Source organism: Sulfitobacter sp. 1A13353, assembly GCF_043557255.1.
GTDB lineage: Bacteria > Pseudomonadota > Alphaproteobacteria > Rhodobacterales > Rhodobacteraceae > Sulfitobacter > Sulfitobacter faviae.
Genome location: NZ_JBIFFS010000005.1, coordinates 43,209 through 61,983 on the forward strand (window position 1 = coordinate 43,209; position 18,775 = coordinate 61,983).

General features: G+C 60.3%; 21 protein-coding genes and 1 tRNA gene. 12 read left to right on the plus strand and 10 right to left on the minus strand.

Going from position 1 to position 18,775, the window contains the following annotated elements; genetic code table 11:
• Positions 1-65 precede the first annotated feature (65 nt).
• The 4 genes from ACGYLO_RS13095 to ACGYLO_RS13110 all read left to right on the plus strand — a co-directional run bounded on the left by ACGYLO_RS13095 (position 66) and on the right by ACGYLO_RS13110 (position 2,848).
• Positions 66-542 (plus strand): Lrp/AsnC family transcriptional regulator, encoded by a 477-nt coding sequence (locus tag ACGYLO_RS13095; RefSeq protein WP_067267484.1) that lies wholly within the window; start codon positions 66-68, stop codon positions 540-542.
• A gap of 78 nt (positions 543-620) precedes the next feature.
• Positions 621-707 (plus strand) — tRNA-Leu (locus ACGYLO_RS13100).
• A 90-nt stretch (positions 708-797) separates the two neighbouring features.
• Entirely contained in the window at positions 798-2,162 is a 1,365-nt protein-coding gene (locus ACGYLO_RS13105; protein ID WP_394376848.1) for a hypothetical protein, read from the plus strand.
• A gap of 278 nt (positions 2,163-2,440) precedes the next feature.
• Complete coding sequence (locus ACGYLO_RS13110) at positions 2,441-2,848, plus strand: thermonuclease family protein (RefSeq protein ID WP_394376849.1); 408 nt, start codon at positions 2,441-2,443, stop codon at positions 2,846-2,848.
• Between the two features lie 76 nt (positions 2,849-2,924).
• On the opposite strand, the gene ACGYLO_RS13115 is transcribed toward ACGYLO_RS13110, so the two are convergent.
• The 5 genes from ACGYLO_RS13115 to ACGYLO_RS13135 all read right to left on the minus strand — a co-directional run bounded on the left by ACGYLO_RS13115 (position 2,925) and on the right by ACGYLO_RS13135 (position 6,589).
• Positions 2,925-3,935, minus strand: a complete 1,011-nt coding sequence (locus ACGYLO_RS13115; RefSeq protein ID WP_394376850.1) for a hypothetical protein — start codon at positions 3,933-3,935, stop codon at positions 2,925-2,927.
• Between the two features lie 35 nt (positions 3,936-3,970).
• Positions 3,971-4,285, minus strand: coding sequence for a hypothetical protein (locus ACGYLO_RS13120; RefSeq protein WP_394376851.1), 315 nt, complete (start codon positions 4,283-4,285; stop codon positions 3,971-3,973).
• Positions 4,286-4,678: 393 nt separating this feature from the next.
• Complete coding sequence (locus ACGYLO_RS13125) at positions 4,679-5,107, minus strand: hypothetical protein (RefSeq protein WP_394376852.1); 429 nt, start codon at positions 5,105-5,107, stop codon at positions 4,679-4,681.
• A 615-nt stretch (positions 5,108-5,722) separates the two neighbouring features.
• Positions 5,723-6,298, minus strand: coding sequence for a recombinase family protein (locus ACGYLO_RS13130; RefSeq protein WP_394376853.1), 576 nt, complete (start codon positions 6,296-6,298; stop codon positions 5,723-5,725).
• Between the two features lie 120 nt (positions 6,299-6,418).
• Positions 6,419-6,589, minus strand: coding sequence for a hypothetical protein (locus ACGYLO_RS13135; protein ID WP_394376854.1), 171 nt, complete (start codon positions 6,587-6,589; stop codon positions 6,419-6,421).
• 221 nt (positions 6,590-6,810) lie between these two features.
• Between ACGYLO_RS13135 and ACGYLO_RS13140 the strand changes: the two genes are divergently transcribed.
• Positions 6,811-7,416 (plus strand): hypothetical protein, encoded by a 606-nt coding sequence (locus ACGYLO_RS13140; RefSeq protein WP_394376855.1) that lies wholly within the window; start codon positions 6,811-6,813, stop codon positions 7,414-7,416.
• A 156-nt stretch (positions 7,417-7,572) separates the two neighbouring features.
• Here the strand turns inward: ACGYLO_RS13140 and ACGYLO_RS13145 are convergent, their stop codons facing one another.
• Positions 7,573-9,114 (minus strand): MHYT domain-containing protein, encoded by a 1,542-nt coding sequence (locus ACGYLO_RS13145; protein WP_271689553.1) that lies wholly within the window; start codon positions 9,112-9,114, stop codon positions 7,573-7,575.
• A 311-nt stretch (positions 9,115-9,425) separates the two neighbouring features.
• Between ACGYLO_RS13145 and ACGYLO_RS13150 the strand changes: the two genes are divergently transcribed.
• Complete coding sequence (locus tag ACGYLO_RS13150) at positions 9,426-10,016, plus strand: PAS domain-containing protein (protein ID WP_271689554.1); 591 nt, start codon at positions 9,426-9,428, stop codon at positions 10,014-10,016.
• 66 nt (positions 10,017-10,082) lie between these two features.
• Here ACGYLO_RS13150 and metG read toward each other — a convergent pair whose 3' ends face one another.
• Together metG and ACGYLO_RS13160 are read right to left on the minus strand one after the other, a co-directional pair.
• The gene (metG, locus tag ACGYLO_RS13155) at positions 10,083-11,795 is read right to left on the minus strand and encodes a methionine--tRNA ligase (RefSeq protein ID WP_271689555.1); all 1,713 of its coding nucleotides are present in this window, start codon (positions 11,793-11,795) and stop codon (positions 10,083-10,085) included.
• A 70-nt stretch (positions 11,796-11,865) separates the two neighbouring features.
• Positions 11,866-13,089: an MFS transporter gene (locus ACGYLO_RS13160; RefSeq protein WP_271689556.1), complete on the minus strand. Its 1,224-nt coding sequence runs from the start codon at positions 13,087-13,089 to the stop codon at positions 11,866-11,868.
• Positions 13,090-13,244: 155 nt separating this feature from the next.
• On the opposite strand from ACGYLO_RS13160, the gene ACGYLO_RS13165 reads away from it, so the two are divergent.
• From ACGYLO_RS13165 to ACGYLO_RS13175, 3 genes are read left to right on the plus strand one after another with little or no spacing between them, the layout of a single operon-like run.
• Entirely contained in the window at positions 13,245-14,288 is a 1,044-nt protein-coding gene (locus ACGYLO_RS13165; RefSeq protein ID WP_276154442.1) for an aldo/keto reductase, read from the plus strand.
• Positions 14,289-14,326: 38 nt separating this feature from the next.
• On the plus strand, positions 14,327-14,833 hold the full coding sequence (locus ACGYLO_RS13170; protein ID WP_271689558.1) for a lipocalin family protein: 507 nt from the start codon (positions 14,327-14,329) through the stop codon (positions 14,831-14,833).
• A 47-nt stretch (positions 14,834-14,880) separates the two neighbouring features.
• Positions 14,881-15,801, plus strand: a complete 921-nt coding sequence (locus ACGYLO_RS13175; protein WP_271689559.1) for a DMT family transporter — start codon at positions 14,881-14,883, stop codon at positions 15,799-15,801.
• On the opposite strand, the gene ACGYLO_RS13180 is transcribed toward ACGYLO_RS13175, so the two are convergent.
• Together ACGYLO_RS13180 and ACGYLO_RS13185 are read right to left on the minus strand one after the other, a co-directional pair.
• Positions 15,798-16,493, minus strand: a complete 696-nt coding sequence (locus ACGYLO_RS13180; RefSeq protein ID WP_067264743.1) for an NUDIX hydrolase — start codon at positions 16,491-16,493, stop codon at positions 15,798-15,800. The two genes, ACGYLO_RS13175 and ACGYLO_RS13180, sit on opposite strands and share 4 nt — an antisense overlap.
• 42 nt (positions 16,494-16,535) lie before the next feature.
• Positions 16,536-16,952, minus strand: a complete 417-nt coding sequence (locus ACGYLO_RS13185; protein WP_247744700.1) for a DUF983 domain-containing protein — start codon at positions 16,950-16,952, stop codon at positions 16,536-16,538.
• 218 nt (positions 16,953-17,170) lie between these two features.
• Between ACGYLO_RS13185 and ACGYLO_RS13190 the strand changes: the two genes are divergently transcribed.
• From ACGYLO_RS13190 to ACGYLO_RS13200, 3 genes are read left to right on the plus strand one after another with little or no spacing between them, the layout of a single operon-like run.
• Positions 17,171-17,782 carry a calcium sensor EFh gene (locus tag ACGYLO_RS13190; RefSeq protein WP_271689563.1) on the plus strand — a complete coding sequence of 204 codons (612 nt, stop codon included), beginning with the start codon at positions 17,171-17,173 and terminating at the stop codon, positions 17,780-17,782.
• Positions 17,783-17,828: 46 nt separating this feature from the next.
• Positions 17,829-18,425 (plus strand): RNA polymerase sigma factor, encoded by a 597-nt coding sequence (locus ACGYLO_RS13195; protein ID WP_271689565.1) that lies wholly within the window; start codon positions 17,829-17,831, stop codon positions 18,423-18,425.
• A complete protein-coding gene (locus ACGYLO_RS13200; protein WP_271689566.1) occupies positions 18,418-18,774 on the plus strand; it encodes a hypothetical protein in 357 nt (118 codons plus the stop codon). Before ACGYLO_RS13195 ends, ACGYLO_RS13200 begins: the two co-directional genes overlap by 8 nt.
• The last annotated feature ends 1 nt before the right edge of the window (position 18,775 follow it).

Here is an 18,775-nt window from a genome sequence, read left to right on the forward strand (position 1 = left end):
AGAAGGCTAATCGACTTAATATGTATTGCATTATAGTCGTTATGACCGAACTAGCGAGGAATCACATGTCAAATGAACTTTTCAATCTGGACCGGTTCGACAGCGCGATTCTATCGGTGTTGGCCGAAGACGGGCGCATCAGCATCACCGATCTTGCCCGACGCATTGGCCTGTCGAAATCCCCCACCCAAGCGCGGCTGCGCCGGTTGGAGGAAAGCGGCGTGATCCTTGGCTATCGCGCCCTTTTGGACCCGATCCGGCTGGGGCTGGATCACGTCGCCTTTGTCGAGGTGCGCCTGAACGACACGCGCGAGGCGGCCTTGCGGGCCTTTAACCTCGCCGTGGCCAAGGTGCCCGAGATCGAACAGGCCCATATGATCGCGAGCCATTTCGACTATCTGATCAAGGTGCGGACGCGGAACATGTCGGAATATCGCCGCTTTCTGGGGGAGGTGATTTCAACCCTGCCGCATGTGGCCAGCACCTCGACCTATGTGGCGATGGAGGCGGTAAAGGAAACCATGCTGGCCGATACGGCCTGACGCATCGTGCCAGAACCATGGGGCCGGGGGCATTCGCCCATTTACACCGCCCGCGTGATGCTTATTGTGCGCCCCGATGCGGGCGTGATGGAATGGTAGACATACCAGACTTAAAATCTGTTGGGGCGTAGCCCCGTGTGGGTTCGAGTCCCACCGCCCGCACCACACTTGGCCTTGATGGCCCTGTAAATCAAGCATAACAGGCGCTTAGCGGCTTCTCTGGGACACAAGCCGAGACGCTAAGGAGACACTGGCATGGTGGTTAAGATGAACCTCAAACACGTTGATGAACTGTCAGGGGGCCGCAAGCGGTTCCGCAGGCGTTACCCCAAATCGCTCGTTCCGGTACTCGGTGAGGCGGTTTTTCAGGTTGCCATGAAGGCCCGTGAGGGTGGTGCGCTGGTGTCTGAGTGGGAAGGTCTCATGAAAACCTATGACCGCAACGTAGCGAAGGCTGAGCGGGCCGCTGGGGTCGCGGGTGCAGATGATCGGCTGTCGCCTCTGGAACTGTGGAGAGAGGCGCGACGGGATGCCGCAGCGATGCTGGCCGCGTTCAAGGACGATCTGACAGAGGATGAAAGGCGTGAGTTGCTTGGCGATGAACTTGAGCGCCGTGAGGCAGACCCTGTACTCTATCGGGCTGTCGTTGAGCCTGACGCCTCAGAACCAAAACCCACGCTGTTGGACGCCAAGAATATGTACCTGCAAGAGCGGCTGGAAGGCGGGACAGGACGCAACAACAGGAACAGGCTGGAAAGGGTCTGCAAGCGCATAGAGGCGACGCTGGGGCCGTTAGATAAGCTGTCTCTGGTCGATCTGACGCGGGACCAAGCGCGGACGTTGCGGGATGCGATGTTATCGACACGCAAGGCGGATGGTACAAGGCTGGCACCTGCGTCTGTGCGGCGTGAGTTGGACATGATCAAGGCAATGGTTTCGCTGAGTATAAAGGAGTTTGGGCTTCACCGAGAAGCCGACAACCCTTTCATCGACCTTCCCATATCATCCAAGGGCGTCGCACCTGATGTGGATAGCAGCAAGCGCGACCCGCTGCCTAAGAACGTGTTGTTGGCGATGCGCGATAGGATGCGCGAAAAGGCCCAAGTACCCGCGCTGGGCTTGATCTGGCGACTATTGGAAGGCACCGGATGCCGTGGGGCTGAGGTTGTCGGCTTGCGCCGTGAAGACGTGGTGCTTGATGGCTTGTATCCTCATATCAATGTGGCATGGCATGAAGACCGAAGGGTAAAAACCAAGGCTTCAATCCGTTCGGTTCCCCTTATCGGTGACGCTCTGGTGGCCGCTAGGGAGGCTTTAACGCTGTCCGAGGGTGAACCCATGCTGTTCCCCAAGTATGCCCGTGAGAATGGCCCTGACGCGGCCTCTGCGGCCTTGATGAAGCACCTTCGCACCGTGACCAAGAACCCGCGCCATGTGGTCTATTCCCTGCGCCACAACATGAAAGATTGGCTGGTCTTGGCTGGCACGTCTGAGCGTGTCGAGAACAGGATTATGGGGCACACTGTCGGGGGCCTTGGTGATCGGGTCTATGGCGGCAACGATGCCAAGTTGAAGGTGGCATATGAGGCAATGGAAAGGGCAATCGAGGGGATGCCGTAAACGATTAGGGTACTATGTCCAACTGACAGTTCTTTTGGGAGGTCTGACAGATGGAAGTTGTATTGATCTGCTTCGCAATAGCATTGGTGGCGGCTCTTTGGTACAGTCGCTACTCTTCAAATGGAACACAAACCAGACAACCGCACAGTCCCGAAACTCGGGAGGATGTGCGGCGACATAGGTCCGAAACTCGGGAGAATGTTCGGCGACGGCAACCGTTCGACACAGCGACCGCACAGCCAATGCCCGTCACGCGCGAACTGGAAGGCTCAGCATACGTGGTTGATGGTGATACATTAGTCATTCAGAAAACTCAGATACGTTTGTTCGGAGTAGATGCACCCGAACTAAACCACCCCTTTGGGAAGCAGGCGAAGTGGGCGTTAGTTTCTTTATGTAAGGGGCACATAGTTCGAGCTGAAATTGCAGCGCAAGATGATCATGGACGAACGGTGGCTAGGTGCTTTTTGCCGGATGGTCGTGATCTTTCCGCTGAAATGACCAAACTTGGCTTGGCTATCGATTGGCCCAAGTTTTCTGGTGGGGCTTACCGTGCCCACGAAATTCCAGGTGTAAGGAAAAAGCTCTGGCTCGCTACTGCGAGGCAGAAAGGGCATATGCATGTCTGGGAGCAGTTTGAGCGTCGGGAGGCTGCCAAGAGAAGAACGAACGGTCAGGGTTCATGAGGTTGGCTACTTCTGAGGATATATCTGGATCTGAGTGCTATTGTGAAGGAGGGCCGTTAAGCCCCCCTCGGGTCCCCTAAAGGAACTTAATCAATCCCTGCCGCACGGCAACATTCCACGGCACTGGATAGCCGTCGATCTTGACCAAGATGCGGCCATTGGCACCTGTCTCATAATCAAAGCCCACTTCGTCCAAGGCGTCTTTCACTTCCTGAGGCATGAACTTGTCGCCATTCTCAACAAATGCGGCGGCCACTTCGGTCAGCCCATCCGTAACGCTGGCGTCTGAGGACGATGGTAGACCCCGGCTTGCCTCAAGTAGCTTTTGCATCTGCTGGGGGTTTTCGCTCAGGTACGCCTGAAAGCCGTCCTCATTCACCACGCCATGAGCGGCAAGGTGTGCGGTCGCGGTTTCGTAAAAGCCGCCGTGTGCAGCTTCGATCTGAGCGGCCATGACATCCGGTTCGACCCCTGCATGGCCAGCCATACGAGCCAGCGTGTTCTCTGAGACCCCGCCAAGGCGCAGGATTTCATCTGTGGCTTTGATCATGTCGCCCTGCGATACGCTTTCGACCAAAGCGGTCATGGCTTCCTCACCCGCATCACCAATAGTGAACGCTGGAGCTTCATCCTCTGGGGCGTCCTCTAGCGCATCCTCAGGGCCACCTTGAGCTTGCCAGATAGGGACAGCCTGAGCGGGGTTCTTAAGGGCCTCTGGGGTCTGTACGTCTGCGTAGGAGCCATCTGCGTTGCGGGTCAGCATGCCGATATTGACGGCGGCGGCGATGCTAGTGGTCATGCCGTTGGGGAGGGTGATACGGTCTGTCCCATTGGCGGAACGGTTGACGATAACGCCACCGCCTTCTGTTCTAGCCGTCCCGATGATGGACCCCTGATAGCCCTGATCGCCACCGTGGGTGTATTCTTGGTTCTCTTGTTTCACGATATAGCTGTTGCCATCGGCGTCTGTGCGGGTTTCGAGGCCGCCTGTGCCTACTGTGGTGCTACCTTGGCCACGGCGGGCTTCTGGTGCAAGGTTGGTGTCGCCATCTGGGACTTCACCGCGTGTCGTAATCCAATCGGACATTCTGTTGGTTCTTTCTGGTTTGTGTTGAAGTGGTTTTAGGCCGCTGTCTTGGCGACAAGGGCAGGCAGGGCTTCCATGACGATGATGCTGACAAGGTCACCGCGTGACGAGGCTTTGCCAGTCTGGGCCACATAGCGTTCATGCAAGAGGGACAGGGCTACATCGACTTCATTGCGGACGCGGATGGTTGTCCAATTGAGGCGTTGATTGCTGGGCGGATGACCCATGTTGCGGTTCAGGAGGTCTTGTTCAGCGGCCATCACGGCTACGGGGACGAATTGCTCGAACATGATGCGGCGCAGGCTTCGAGTGATGCGCTTGCGTTCGTCAGCGGAGATACGTTTGGTCATTGGGATATTTCCTTGGGAATGTGGGGAGGTGCCCCCCTGAGGTGTGTTCAGGGAGGCGTGAGAGGTGTTGCTGGGGTGGTCGCTGTGCTTGGGTAGACCCAAGACGGAGGTGCCAACTTAACGGTCAACCTGAGGCTGGTGTTCAAGCTGTTGTTAGGGGTTGCCCGATGGTGAATATCTCCTTCATGGGTCTCCCAAGGCGAAGCCGAATTGAGAGTTTCCCATTCAAGTGACCTGATGTTTAACCCTGCGAAGCAGGACTGATGATCAGTGACCATGAAGGTGCAGCGATGAAAGATGATCTTGATCTTGGCACAGCCAAGACGGAGTAGAACCCAAAGGCCCCATTAAGGTGTTCTCTATTACATATACGGAGGGACGTTCAGGGCCACGTCAGGCAGCTTCAAGAAGACCTTCTGCACGAACCTGCGCATCATCCACAGCGCGCTGCACTCGTTCCATGTCGGAGGCAAGTTGCGCAGATGCTTCCGCGTTCTTGTCGTCAGACAGAGGCCGATGCCAGCATTTTGGCTTCCTGATCTTTGTCAGCATCGGCACCGCCCCATAGTCCACTTTCCGGCTAACCTCATGATTGCCTTTCAGTGCCCCCGAGCGAGCATCCTTGAGGTAGGTCTGGATGGAAATGCCGTGGAACTTCTGGGTGTAGGCATTCGCCGCTTGGCTGATGGTCTTGTAGGTACTAGGCGCGCGCCGGTGAAACAAAGGGGGGGTCTCTGCGGCGGCTTTGAGGAAAGTTGGGTCTGTCAGTATTCGCCGCAACCCGCTGTCGTGATCTGTTGCTGCGTCCAGCATCGCTTTCATTATGCCAAGTCGTGCATTGACGGGGGCCGTATAGAGCATGTCCGCAAGATCGCGGGCGCGGCAGTAATGGGTTTCATTCGTCGCTCTCTGCTCTAATGCTCTGCCACCCCGTGCTGCATTGCGTGTCGCCGCCTTGGCGCATTTTGGTGAACAGTACTTCTTGTCCTTCCTCTTGGGGTGAAACTCAACGCTGCACCGTGGGCAGCACATTGGGGCCGCGCTGGGCGAGCCAGCGGGCTTCTCTGAAGTGATCATATGGAGACCTTTTGGTTTATGTAGATGAGAACGCGATCATGGCAAATTCGAAGCCTTAAGGTTTCAAAGATGCTGGGTGATCGTGGTCGCGCAGAGAAGCGCCATGAGCGGTCTCTGTGGTGCTTCTCGAAATAAAGTGATCGCCTTAGCCGTCACGTACGCCTCCCTAAGTTGGAGGAGCTCCGATAAGAACTGAGCGCAATGGGACGCCCCGTCCGTAGCAAGGTTGTCGACCGAATAAGGTAGTCCCAGAAAAACAGGACGCCTCATTCGGTCTAGTGTGGGGGTTAATGTCGTTCGCCACTTACGAGCAAGGGGGTGGGTTAATTATCACACGTCTACTCCGGGCAGGGATGCGGGTTATTCGTGGGCTGTGTTGTCCGGCGCTGCAGCAATAATACGATAGACGCTTGATCGCCCAATACCGACCTTCCTCGCAATGGCTGACCCGCCTATACCTTCACGGTGCAGCTTCAACACCTCCTCCGACTTGGCCTGTGCGGTGGGCTTGCGGCCTGTGTACTTGCCAGCAGCCTTCGCTTTGGCGATGCCCTCCCTCTGGCGTTCCAGCATGATGGACCGTTCAAATTCCGCAACGCTGCCCATGATGGACAACATAAGTTTCCCCGTGGCGGTGCCCGTGTCGATGTTCATAGAGAGGATGCGGAGGTTCGCCTTCTTGGCCTCTATGGCCCCCAAGACTTCCATGAGGTGGGCAACAGAGCGGGCCAGACGGTCCAGCTTGGTGACAATCAACGTGTCGCCTTCCCGCAGATAGTCCAACGCTTCTGTCAGGGCTTCACGCTTCACAAGATCAACAGACGATACTTGTTCCTCAAACACCTTGTCACAGGCGGCGTTCTTGAGGTCGCGAAGCTGAGCATCCAGTCCCGCTGTCTGGTCGAGGGTCGAGGTTCGTGCGTATCCAACAAGCATGTGTTCATCTTTCTGTGCCAATAGGGTCTTAGGCTTTCTAGACGAACTGCCCCAAAACTGTCAACACCACTTATACGGCACAGTTTAAGTAACAGCTTTGGGGCGTCCCTCAGGGCTTGCCTAGTGGGACAGTGGCACGGCGGGCTTGCGGTGGTCTGTGAGGACCAGTGAGACGTAGGGCAGATCAATGGCAACCTCCCCAATACCTTCACGCTGCACCCCGAAGCGGGCGTTACGTTCTTTTAGGGCAAGGATGGAATAGCGGCCAAGGTGGATGTCGAAGATGGTCATGGTGGTGTCCTGTCAGTGGATTGAAAGACCGTCATGGCCTTCCTGTCTACTACATCGCCGCGCCACAGATGAACGTCAACTAACTGATTTAATTGCATTTACGGGAAGTTATCGCAGGTGGATATATTCGGGTTTTGTTTGAGGAGGCCGTACGGGGGGTACGCGGGAGCCTCTATATATATCTCTGGGTGACGCATTTTTGCGATGAAATATAGTGGGTGATGACTGCAACCATCTTTACGCACTTGCTACTCACCCATACGCTATCATTAAAACCATATTTAATTACTAATCACTGCAACTTTTTGCGGCTGTCTAAAAAGGTAAAAGAAATGATTGGACTTGAACAACTTGGGGAAATGCTTGGACTGGCTTCATCTGCCGTTGGTCTAACGGGAAAAGCCACCGAAACTGCGGAGAAAATACAGTCGCTGTTGGCTAAGAAAGACGCGGTGGACAGTTCTGAACTGATGGGCCTGCTCAATACTTTGGCAACTCAGCTGACCTCGGTCAATATGACAAACGTGCAGCTAAGTGAGGCCGTAAAGGGGTTAAGCAGAGAACTACAACGTCAAGACGAATTCGAGAAGCTAAAGGCTAACTATGTTCTCTTTGAGACCCCCGAAAAAGACATCGTTTATCGTCTGAAAGACGAGGAGGTAGATCAACAGCCCGCTCACTTTGTCTGTCCAGTTTGTTTAGGAAGAGACAAGCTTATTAGCTACATTGTAGGCGAGGACGATTTCAAACGATGCCAAACTGATAAGAACCACACCTTTCGCTTCCGAAACACTCCTGTGAAGCGAAACCTTCAAGGGCTGTTTTGAGCTTGTGCTAACGACGCTCCCGTGGGACACCTTAAGGACACAACCTTGAGACACCGCAAAAACGACTTGTTTTGTTTAGTTATTGAATAACAGTAGGTTGGACGGTTCGATATTCACATAGTGAAGCTCACCGCCCGCACCACTGTTTTCAAAGACTTAGCTTGCCTTCGCCAGCGTCGCAGGCTCTGCCAATTGCGTGGCGCCGGGGATGAAGACGGTAAAGGTCGTGCCCTGACCGAGCGTGCTTTTGACCGTGATGTCGCCGCCATGGGCAAGGGCCAGTTTCTTGCAGATCGCCAGCCCCAGCCCAGTGCCGCCCTCGGCGCGATCATCGGCGTCTTCGATCTGGGTGAAAGCCTCGAAAATGCGGTCCAGATCCTGCGCGGCGATGCCAACGCCATTGTCTTCGACCTCGAAAACAAACCCGCCCGCGTGCAGGCGCGCACGCAGATAGATGTCCCGCGCCTTGGAGAATTTCAGCGCATTGCCGACGATATGGCCCAACAGTTGCAGGCTGCGGCGGCGGTCAGCGGTGACGGTGAGCGGCGGGGTGTCAATATGCAGCGTGGCCGTCTTGTCATGCGCGGCGCCGTGGTGCTCTTCGACCACTTCTTCCAAAAGCGCGCGGGTGTCGAGGGCGGTCTTGTCGAGCGCGAGGTCGTTCAACTCCATATTCGTATAGTCGAGGATGTCGTTGATAATGGTCAACAATTGCCCGCCCGCGAATTTGATGCGCTGGCCGTAGAGTTCCGCTTGATCGCCCATCTTGGTGAAATGCTCGGACTCCGGTTTTTCATCCGGGCCGAGCTTGGCGAGGTTGTGGCGTTTAAGTTCCGACAGGAAGCTGGCGTAGCCGATGACGATGGTCAGCGGGGTGCGTAATTCGTGGCTCAGCACGCTCATGAATTCCGATTTCGCCCGGCTGGCGCTTTCGGCGGCATCGCGGGCCTTTCGCAGTTCCTCGACGCTTTCGTTGCGGGTGCGGTTTTCGACAACATAGCTAAAGAGCGCGGCCAGCGCGATGATGGCGGCGGTGCCGGCGATGATCAGCGCGATTAATCTATATTCAACCGGGTTGGCGTAAAGCGGCTGCGCGGCCAGCGGGGTGACCTGAAAAGCGGCCATGCCGGTGAAATGGAGCAGGATGATCGCCAGCGCCAAAAGCGCGGTCATCCACAGCACGCTGCCCTTGCCCCCACGGCCCGCCGCGCCAAGCGCGAGGGTTGCAAGGACAACCGCGATGATGACGGAGGCGGTCAGATAGCCCATGTCCCACTGGATCGCGCCCTGCACGCGATAGGCCACCATGCCGGTATAATGCATGGCCGAAATCGCCAGCCCAAAGATCGTCCCGCCCAGAACCGTGGCCCGCCGGGATTTGAGCAGCCCGGCGATGACGACGCCCAGAATCGAGCCGACGATGGCGATGATCAGCGACAGGAAGGTGAGCGAGAAATGGAACGTCGCCGGCGCGTCGAGCTGATAGGCGAGGATCGCAATGAAATGGGTGCACCAGATCGTCACCCCCGCTGTCATCGCGGTCAGATAGCACCAAATCAACGCTTGGCGACGCGGCTGTTCAAGCACATGCCGATAGAGCCGTGCCACCACCCAGCTGCCAAAGATACAAAGAAGTGCTGCAAGCAGCACGAGCCCGAGGTCGTGATCGTGATGAATTGTATGGGCGACCCGGAACATCTTTATCCTATCTGATATTAACACTTGGTTAATTGCTGTCGGAATAGGACGAAAATAAGTCTCTCGCAAGTTCACACTGTGCCTACATTTTTTAACTCCGTGGTAAGACCTTGTCGCTAATCCTCTCCCAAGGTCGGCAGTGGGGCGGGATGAGGCAGAGGCGGCAGATGGCAGGTTCAGGGAAAGGAGGGCGATCGTTTAACCTCTTACGGCGCATGGTCTTTTGCCTGCGGGGCTATGTTTCTCGGATGCTGGGCTCCGCTGTGCGGTGCGGCGCGTCGGGACCCAACGGGCCGCGTGAGAGGGTGAGCATGTCAGCCGGGAATACCGCTGCTGTAGAGGACAGCCTTACCTGGGGGCAGCTCCCGCTGATCTCCATCGTTTTCGCGGCAGAGCGGCGCATGTTTAGGCAGAACCTTGATGGCCCGCCCAAGGCAAGGCTTCGCGGGGCGCTTGTGCCCTCTCTCGGCCCCGCGGGTGGGAAGGGGGCCGCGGGTGAGGCCATCCTATCCCCGGTCAAGGCCGATATGGCCGAAATCGACGTGGTTTTCTCTCCCGATGGGCGCGTTTGCCATGCCAATGAGGCGGCCTGCGGTATCACCTATGGGCTGGGGGATTGTCTGATCGGGCAGCATATCAGCGATCTGTTCGGGCCGCGGCTTTGCGATGGGGCTGAGATCGGCACGCTTTGGGCGCAGGCGCTTGAGGGGCTGGCCCCGCAGGGCGGCTTTCAAATGCACCCGGGGGAAGAGACGGCCCGCATTGTCCACGGATGGCTCACGGCGGAGCGGGATCCCGAAGGGCGGGGGCATGGCGTCCGGTTTCGGGGTGTCGAAGCGGCGGCGAATGGCGTGGGGCCAGTGCGCGCGGTCTCAGTGGGAAAGCGCGCGCGGCGCGGTTAGCGCAATGCCCGTGCCGCAAAGTGAACCAGCGGCGCATAACCCGCGCCGCTGTTCCTAGATTTCTGATCAGTCGCGCTTACCGGCGAAACGTTCGGCCCAGCTTTCGCGGTGCTCATCGCTGATCTTGGCAAAAAGCACCTCGGGCACTTCAAACCCGTGGCCGGGGGCAAGCTTGCCCAAGGCAGCGGGCACATCGTCGGGCCACGGCATGTCGTCGACCTTCATCGCCGCCAGCATCGAGGCCGAGGCCGTGGGGATGAAGGGTGCGGAAAGCACGGCGTAGAGCGGGATCAAGTTCAACGCCAGCCGCACCTGCGCCGCCGCGCGGTCGGGGTCGGTCTTGAAGGTGGTCCAAGGCGCTTGGGCTTGCAGATATTCATTGCCCGCCGCCCAGATGCCGCGCAGTTCGGCGGCGGATTTGCGGACCTCCATCGCCTCCATCAACGTCTCGTAACGGGCGACGCGGGCGGTGATGTCTTCGATCAGCGCCTGTTCCGCCTCACCGTATTCGCCGGCCTCGGGTACCGCTTCGCCGAATTTGGAGCGGCAGAACTTGGTGATCCGGCTGACGAAATTGCCTAGCACGTCGGCCAAGTCCTTGTTCACGGAGGCTTGGAAATTTTCCCAAGTGAATTCGGCATCCGAGGTCTCGGGCGCATGGCTCAAGAGCCACCAGCGCCAGTAATCCGCCGGCAGGATTTCCAACGCCTGATCCATGAAGACGCCGCGCCCGCGCGAGGTGGAGAACTGACCGCCGTCATAATTGAGGTAATTGAAGGACTTGATGTAATCCACCAGCTTCCACGGCTCGCCCGAGCCCTTGATCGTGGCGGGGAAGCTGAGCGTGTGGAAGGGGACATTGTCCTTGCCCATGAACTGGGTGTAGCGCACGTCCTCGGCGCCCTTGTCGGTGCGCCACCAGCTTTCCCAATCGGTGCCTTTGCCCGCATCGACCCATTCCTGCGCGCAGGCGATGTATTCGATGGGCGCGTCGAACCAGACATAGAAGACCTTGCCCTCCATGCCCGGCCAATCCTGATCGCCGCGTTTCACCGGCACGCCCCAGCTGAGGTCGCGGGTGATGCCACGGTCTTGCAGCCCGTCGCCGTCATGCAGCCATTTCTTAGCGATGGAGGTGGTCAGCACGGGCCAGTCGGTCTTGCTGTCGATCCAAGCGTCGAGCTCGTCTTTTAGCTGGCTTTGCTTGAGGAACAGGTGCTTGGTCTCGCGCATTTCCAGATCGGTGGCGCCCGAGATGGTCGAGCGCGGGTTGATCAGGTCTTCGGGGTCAAGCTGCTTGGTGCAATTGTCGCATTGATCGCCGCGCGCATCCTCGAACCCGCAGTTGGGGCAGGTGCCCTCGACATAGCGGTCGGGCAGAAAGCGCCCGTCGGTCGGCGAATAAATCTGCCGTTGGGAGACCTCTTCGATCAGCCCCTGATCCGCCAGGGCACCGGCAAAATGCTGCGTGAGCTTGCGGTTCTGCGGGCTGGACGAGCGGCCAAAGTGATCGAAGGAGAGGCCGAACCCTTCGGCGATGCGAGCCTGTGTTTCATACATCTCGGCGCAATATTCATCGACCGGCTTGCCCGCTTTCGCGGCGGCAAGCTCGGCGGGGGTGCCGTGCTCGTCCGTGGCGCAGAGGAACAGAACATCCTGCCCCCGGCCACGCTGATAGCGCGCGTAGAGGTCCGCAGGCAGCTGGCTGCCCACGAGGTTACCCAGATGTTTGATCCCGTTAATATAGGGGATGGCGGAGGTGATGAGGTGGCGTGTCATATAAATATTCCCGTGCTTGGCGCAGCCTTATCGCAAGGGCTGCGCCAGTTCCAGCAAAAGACGGGACCGGTCAGTCGCGGTCCCGCGCGCGGCCCAAGAGCCGCCCGATGAGAAAGCTGGTCCGTGGGGCGTAGACGTAGGGCGTCCGCTCGGCCAAGGTGGGGCGCGCGCGCATCCGGGCAAGGCCAAAGACCACCAGCCCCCCATGCGCCGCCGCGATCATCGCGAATAGCGCCGCCGCGCCGAAATTGTCGATCAGGACCGAGGCGAGATAGGGCGCGCCGATGGCACCCAGAGCGAAAAAGAACATCAGGGCGGCGGAAAGCTCTACCCGCTCGTCGGAACTGGCAAAGTCATGGGCATGGGCGGCAGAGACCGAATAGATTGGAAAGGTCGTGGCGCCGAAGAGCCCGGCCGAGAGCATGATCCCCGCCGTGCCATAGCCCGCGCCCATCACGGTGACCGCACAGCCGCCCATCGCGGCGACCGAGAGCCAGATCAGCACCCAGCGGCGGTCGAACTTATCGGCCAGCATCCCCATGGGATATTGCGCGAGCGCGCCACCCAGCACGAAAGCGGCAAGGAACCACGCGATCTGCGGCGCGCTGAGGCCGACTTCTTGGCCGTAGATCGGCCCGACCATGCGGAAAGATGCGCTTGAGACGGCGGCCACGATGACCCCCGCCGCCGCCAGCGGCGAGCGGTCAAAGGCGAGGCGTGGGCGCAGCCGTGGCTGGCTGGGTGTTTCGGGCGGGCGGACCTTGGTCAGCGTCAGCGGCAAGAGGGCAGCACAGCAGCCGATGGCCAGCAGGTTGTAAGAGACGTAAGACGCCGGGGCGAGCACGCCCACGATCAACTGCGCGGCAAGCGAGCCGCTCATGTCGACCACCCGGTAAACGCCCATGGTGCGCCCGCGGGTCTCATTGGTAACCTTGGCCTGCATCCATGCTTCGATCACCGTGTAGCAGCCCGCCACGCACATGCCTGACGCGACACGCATCAGCCCCCATGCGTAGGGGTCCACCACCATCATATGCGCCATCAGGCCGATTGATCCGGCGGCGGTGAAGGCGGCAAAGGCGCGGCTGTGGCCGACGCTGCCCATCAACCGAGGCGCCCACCAGCAGCCGATGAAGAACCCCAGAAAATGCGCCGAGCCAAGCATACCGATTTCCTGTCGGCTGAACCCAAGCTGCACGCCCGACAACACGTCGATCGGCCCCACACCTCCGGTGGAGAGTTGCAGGAGAATGACCGAGAAGAACAGGGCGGCGAAGGATATGAGCAGACGCATGGGCGCAGATTGCGTCCATTGCTGCCCAAACGGAAGGCCGAAAACTACCGGGGCCGCGCTTTTGTCGGGGAGCTAGGATCGGCGCGGGCCAATTGCCCTTGCGAAGGCCGGGCAGGCGGCTAGGTTGCGGGCAAATCACAAGCGAGGACCAAAAGATGAAGATGAAAAAGCTCGGCTCTAGCGATATCGAGGTCTCGCATTTCTGTTTGGGCTCCATGACATGGGGCACCCAGAACACCGCCGAGGAGGGCCATGCGCAGATCGACCGCGCGCTGGAGGCCGGGATCAACTTCATCGACACTGCCGAGATGTACCCCGTGAACCCGATCAGCGCCGAGACGATTGGCCGGACGGAAGAGATCATCGGCCAGTGGTTCGCCCGCGACAAGCGGCGAGACGAGGTGGTTCTGGCCAGCAAACACTCCGGCGAGGGGATGCAGCACGCCCGCGACGGCGCGCCGATTTCCTCGGACACGATCCCCGGCGCCATCGAAGGCTCGCTGAAGCGCTTGCAGACAGATTACATCGACCTTTATCAATTCCACTGGCCCAACCGCGGCAGCTATATGTTCCGCAAGAATTGGCACTACGACCCGTCGAGCCAGAACCGGGCCGAGACCATTGCGCATATGGAAGATACGCTCGGCGCGCTGCAACTTGAGGTCGAACGCGGGACGATCCGCGCCTTTGGCCTGAGCAACGAAAGCGCTTGGGGGCTGACCCAATGGGCCGCCGTGGCCGAACGTGTGGGCGGGCCGCGCCCGATCTCGGTGCAGAACGAATATTCGCTGATGTGCCGACTGGCCGATTCCGATGTGTCCGAGACCTGCATCAATGAGCAGATTGACATGCTGGCCTTCTCTCCGCTGGCCGCGGGGTTGCTGACCGGGAAATATCAGGGCGGGAAGGTCCCCGCCGGGTCGCGTCTGTCGCTGAACGAAGATCTGGGCGGTCGGGTCACCCCCCGCGCCTTTGAGGCGGTCGCGGCCTATCTTGACGTGGCCGAGAAACATGGGCTCGACCCGGTGCAGATGGCGCTGGCATGGTGTGCGACACGGCCCTTCATGGGCTCTGTCATCTTTGGCGCGACCAGCCTTGAGCAGCTTGACGTGGCGCTTGGCGGGGCGGAGCTGACCTTGAGCGATGAGGTGATGGCCGACCTCGACGCGGCGCATAAAGCCCATCCGATGCCCTATTGATGGGCCGCCTTGGGATGCATTTGGCGCGGCGGGGGGGCATGTTGCTGCTGTTGGGCGCCCTCGCGGCGTGTAGCGGCGGCGAGGCACCGCCCGCGAAGACCGGGTTTCGCAATGCGGGGGCCTTGATCGGGGCCACCAGCCGCTATGACGCGGCGCGCTTTGGCGGCGACTGGCAGGTCCGGGCGGCATTCCCCGGTGACGCCGACCTGCAAGCCGTGACCTTCGCGCCGCAAGGGCCGACCTTGATCGAACAGCGCCAGATCTGCGACAGCGCCGGATGCCGCAACACCCGCACCCTTTGGGCACTGAGCGCGCAGGGGCCGGGCCGCTACACCATGCGCGCCGCCGTCGGCGGGGCCGAGCGGCCTTTCTGGGTGCTTTGGGTCGACGAAGGGTTCCGCACCGCGGTCATCGGCAGCCCCGATGGCGGATATGGCTGGATCCTTGACCGTCAGGCGACGGGCGGGGCGGACCGGATCGCCGCCGCGCAGGAGATCTTGGCCTTCAACGGCTATGACCTCCGCGCCCTGCAAATGAGACCCTAGGCCGCGTGGCACTGGCCCTGCCGCCCGCCTTCGGCCTATAGGCTGTTATGGACAGTGCTTTCGCCCCCGATCTGTGGATCCTCGTCACCCTTGCTGCCGCCGTCTTCCAGACCGGGCGCTTCATGCTTCAAAAGCATCTGGCGACCGATACGCTTTCGGCAGGCGGGGCGACCTTTTCGCGGTTTCTCTATTCCGCGCCCTTCGTGGCGCTGTTGCTGCCGCTCTATCTGGCGCTGAGCGGGCAGGGGGTGCCGCCGCTTGAGGCGGGGTTCTGGCTGTATGGGGCGATGGGCGGCACGGCGCAGATCATGGCGACGGTCTGCGTGGTGCTATTATTCAAGCAGCGCAATTTCGCGGTGGGCATCACTTTCAAGAAGACCGAGGTGATCCAGACCGTGCTGATGGCCTGGATCGTGCTGGGCGAGGGTGTTTCGGGCGCGGGCTTTGCGGCCATCGCCCTTGGCGTGCTGGGGCTGCTGTTGCTGTCCGGCGGGGCCGAGGCGCGGGGGCTGCGCCTTAGCGATCTGCGCAACCGTGCGGCGGGGCTGGGCATCGCCTCGGGTTTTCTCTTCGCGATCTCGGCGGTCTGTTATCGCGGCGCTTCGCTCGCCGTGGCCTCGGGCGATCCGCTGTTGCGTGCGGGCGTGACGCTGGCGGCGGTGGTGCTGATGCAGACGCTGATCATGGCCCTTTGGCTGCGCCTGCGCGAACCGGGGCAGATACGCCGGGTCTGGGCCGCGCGGCGGGTGGCGGTCTGGATCGGGCTGACTTCGATGGGCGGGTCGCTCTGTTGGTTCATCGCCTTCACCCTGCAAAACGCGGCCTATGTGAAGGCCTTGGGGCAGGTAGAACTGATGCTGAGCATCGCGGCCACGACCCTGTTCTTTCGCGAGCGGATTTCGCGCCGGGAGTGGGCGGGCATGGCGGTGCTGGCGGTCTCGATCCTGATGCTGGTTTTGGTGACCTAGCCCGTCATCGGGCGGCCATGCAAACGCAGGAACAGGCTTTCTTCGTCGTTGTTCTTGAAAAACGGGACCGAGGCAGGCGGGCTGGTGTCACGCGCGCGGGCGGCGACCTCGGCCAATACGACCTCGGTGATGAAGGGCATGTCGAAAGACCGCGCCCGGCTCAGCGGCACCCATTGCAGATGTGACAGCTCATCACAGGCGGCGTCAAAATCATCGGGGTCGCTGGCGATGTCGTCGGCATCCACCAGAAAGAAACGCGCGTCGAAACGGCGCGGGCGGCCCGGCGGTGTCAGGGCGCGAAACACGAATTGCAGGGCGGAGGCATCGGGCAAATGGCCCGTGGCTGCAAAGCTCTGCCAGTCGGGCGGCACATCCCCCTGCCATGCGCCCTTGCGGCCCAGCACCAAACCGGTCTCTTCCCAAAGCTCACGAATGGCGGCAACGGCGATGGCATGGGCGAGCGACGGTTCGGCATCATCACAAAGCCTGCCATGGCAAAGCGCGTTCACCGGGGCGGCAAGGGGCACATCGGCATCGCCCGCGTCCACCGCCCCGCCGGGAAAGACGAATTTATTCGGCATGAAGGCCGCCTTGGCCCCGCGTTGCCCCATCAGGATATGCGGGGTCTCATGGCGGTCGCGCAGCACGATCACCGTGGCGGCGTTGCGGATTTTGGTCTTGTCGATGGTCATGCGGCGATGCTCCGGCAGTCAGGGGCCGAAGGGCGGGCCGCCTTAGTTTGACCGGCCGAAGCCGCCCATCCTTTTGGCCCATTGAAAGCCGATCATGGCCCCCTTCAGTCTGGGCAGAAGGTAAAGCGACAGCGCCGTGCAGCCAACCGCAAAAATGGTGAACAGGGTCAGAGGTTCGGGCCGCCAGACCACATAGGCGATGTGCAGCCCCGGTGCCAAAAGGTGACCGACCAGCAGAATGGTCAGATAGGCCGGGCCGTCATCGGCGCGGTGGTGGTGGAACTCCTGACGGCAAACCGCGCAGTCGTCGTTCACTTTCAGATAGCCATGCAGCAGCTCTCCGCCCCCGCAGGAGGGGCATTTGCCACGCCAACCGCGCAGCATGGCAGGCAGGCGGGGCCGCTCTTCGCTGGCATCGGTCTCTGCGGTGTCGGGGGACAATTGCTGGGTCTGTGACATGGGGGCGATCCTCTGGTTGAGGGATAGATGCAGTCTGGGGCGTGAAATGAAAAGACCGGAGGTTGCCGTTGCGGCGCCATGTCGCGCAGGGGGGCTTTGCCAAATTTTTCGAAAAAAAGTTTGAAAACCTGCGACGGAAGTTTCTGGCTCCGCCGTTTGACCCTGTGATCGCGGCGCAAAAGCGTGAGACGATCTTTAAAAAAACGAGGAGTATCAAGATGACCATTCGTACCAATATGAAGATCGCAGCCCTCAGCGGATTGTTGGCCGTGGGTGCCGTGGCCGCCACCGCCCAGCAAAGCGGGCAGGACCGGTTCCAGCAGCTTGACGCAGATGGCAACGGTGCGATCACGCAGGCAGAGTTTCAGGCCCATGCCGAGGCGCGTTTTGCCAAGGTTGATGCCGATGGCGACGGTTTCGTGACCGGCGAAGAGCTGAAGGCCGCAGGCGATGCGCGCCGCGCCGATCGCGCCGCCAAGATGGTTGAGCGTTTCGACACCGACGGCAACGGCAGCCTCGACGCTTCCGAATTGGAAGCCATGGGCGATAAACACGGTGGCAAGCGCGGCGGCAAAGAGGGCGGCAAGCACGGTCATAAGGGCGGTGACAAGGGCGCCCGCATGATCGAGCGTATGGACGCCAATGACGATGGCAAACTCTCAATGGAAGAGATGACGCAGCGCCACGATCCGGCCAAGATGTTCGAGCGTCTGGACAAAGACGGCAACGGCAGCGTCAGCGCCGAAGAGTTTGAAGCGGCGAAAAAAATGCATGGCAAGCGGCACCATAAGGGTGACAAAATGGACCATGACAAACCGCAGCGCGACTAAATGAAGCCTCGGGCGCGCTTAATCATGGCGCGCCCGGACCTTAGCCATGGACGGGATGCAGGATTTGCCCAACGCGCAGCAAGATGCGGATGCCGAGTTGTTGCAACGCTATGCCAATGGCGATGCGGCGGCGGCGCGGTTGCTGACCGCGCGGCTGGTGCCGCGCCTCCACGGCCATGCGCTGCGGGTGCTCGGTGACCGGGCCGAGGCCGAGGATGTGGCCCAAGAGGCGATGCTGCGGCTCTGGCGTCAAGCGCCGAAGTGGCGCAGGGGCGAGGCCAAGGTGACCACTTGGCTTTACCGTGTCGTGGCCAACCTCTGCACCGACCGTCTGCGCCGCCGGGGGGCGGGGGTGTCCGGGCTCGATGATGTGGCGGAACCTGCCGATCCGACCCCCGGTGCCGCGCAGCAGATGCAGCAGGCCGCCCGTGTGGACGCGCTGCAACAGGCGCTGGCCACTTTGTCCGACCGCCAGCGGCAAGCGGTGGTGTTGCGCCATATCGACGGTATGGCCAATCCCGAGATCGCAGAGGTGCTGGGCATCGGGGTCGAAGCGGTGGAAAGCCTGACCGCGCGGGGCAAACGGGCATTGGCCGCGCAACTGTCGGCACAACGGGACGCATTGGGGTTTGAAAATGAGTGACGTCGACGATCTGGAAGATTTCTTTGCCGCGGCCCGGGCCAATCCGCCACAGGTCTCGGCCGATTTGCAGGCCCGCGTTCTGGCTGATGCCGAAGCGCATATGCCCAAAGCGCTGCGCCAGCCGTGGCATCAAGCGCTCTGGCAACTCTTGGGCGGTGCGGCGGGGCTGAGCGGTCTTGCGACTGCTGCGGCTGTCGGAGTTTGGGTCGGAGTGGCACCGCCCGAGGGCATGCCGGATTTGGCCGGGCAATTCGTGACCGGCACATGGGAGACCGAGACCTCGGACCTCACGGCGGCTGACACCGGCAGCGAATTCGGGGGATTTGGTTGGGACATGGAGGAAAGTTGAG